Below are 1,291 nucleotides of genomic sequence, written 5' to 3'. Positions count from 1 at the left end.
TAGTTGATCTTGCGTTTCTGCAGGTCAACCGGCCGTGTCCGAGACGGACGAAGCTCCGTTGTGATCGATGACCTCTCAAGTCTTCGATGAGCAACGGAGCTTCGGTGATTCCTGAGTCTGCCATGTCTTGCCGGTGTCCGGGGTGTACTGGGGGCGTGTCCCCCGATGCCGGGGTGTTCGCGCTGGTCAACAGCCTGCGCGACCCGCGTGATGCGCGCGGGCGTCAGTACCCGCTCGGTGCGGTGCTGCTGATCGCGTTGTGCGCGCTGGCCTGCCGTTTCGACTCTTTCCGGGCGATGGGGCAGTGGGCGGCCGCGGCTCCTGCGGCCACGCTGGAGCGGCTGGGGCTGCGCCGCCGCGGCGTCTTCGGCCTGGTGATGGCGCCGAGCTCGGACACGATCCGCCGCGTGGTCAACGCGGTCATGCCGGGCGGTCTGGAGGAGCTGCTGCGGGTCTTCCGGGACAAGGCGCAGGTGGTGGCCGTGGACGGCAAGTGTCTGCGGGGCTCGCGGGATGCGGCCGGGCATGCGGTGATGGTGTTGGGGGCGATGCTGCAGGATGGCACGCTGGCCGCGCAGCAGAAGGTGGCGGACAAGGGCAGCGAGATCACCGGCTTCGCCGCGCTGCTGGCTGCGCTGGAGCTTCAGGACGCCGTGGTGGTCGCGGACGCGTTGCACACCCAGCGCGAGCACGCCCGGGTGCTGGTGGAGGAGTTCGGCGCGCACTACGCCTTCCCGGTCAAGCGCAACCAGCCCGAGCTGTGGAAGGCGTGCCGGAAGGTGCCCTGGCAGGGTGTGCGGGCAGCCTTCCGTTCCACCGTACGTGCTCACGGCCGCATCGATACGCGGGTGGTGGAGGTGGTGAGCTTTGCCGGCCTGGACTTCCCCTATGCGCGTCAGGTCGCGCGTATCACCCGGTACCGCACCGTGCGGGCGAGCGGGAAGCGCAGCCGGGAGACGGTGTATGTGATCACCGACCTGTCCTCCGGCCAGGCCGACCCGCAGCGCATCGGGGAGATCGTTCAGGCCGAGTGGGGCATCGAAAACAAGATCCATTACGTGCGGGATGTGACCTTCGGTGAGGACGCCTCCCGCATCCGCACCGGTCACGGGCCGCAGAACTTGGCCACGTTGAGGTCGGTGACCATGAACTTCCTTCGCAAGCTGGGTAGTTCGATCGCTGACGCGCGTCGGGAGATGGCCATCGCGCCGCACACCGCCCCACTCGATCTCTTCGGCATCCCCTGTGACCTGCACATTCATGCCTAAAATCCGACCTTGCAACAGCCCTG

The 1,291-nt window shown here is 67.5% G+C and carries 1 protein-coding gene; it reads left to right on the top strand.

The features are described 5' to 3' along the window. Positions 1-155: 155 nt before the first annotated feature. Positions 156-1,268 (top strand): ISAs1 family transposase, encoded by a 1,113-nt coding sequence (locus AC3ET4_RS30790; RefSeq protein WP_431955258.1) that lies wholly within the window; start codon positions 156-158, stop codon positions 1,266-1,268. Positions 1,269-1,291: the final 23 nt, after the last annotated feature.

It is taken from the genome of Actinacidiphila sp. bgisy167, assembly GCF_057707665.1.
Note: the sequence above shows the minus strand (reverse complement) of the source record. Positions and strands in the feature narration are given on the sequence as shown.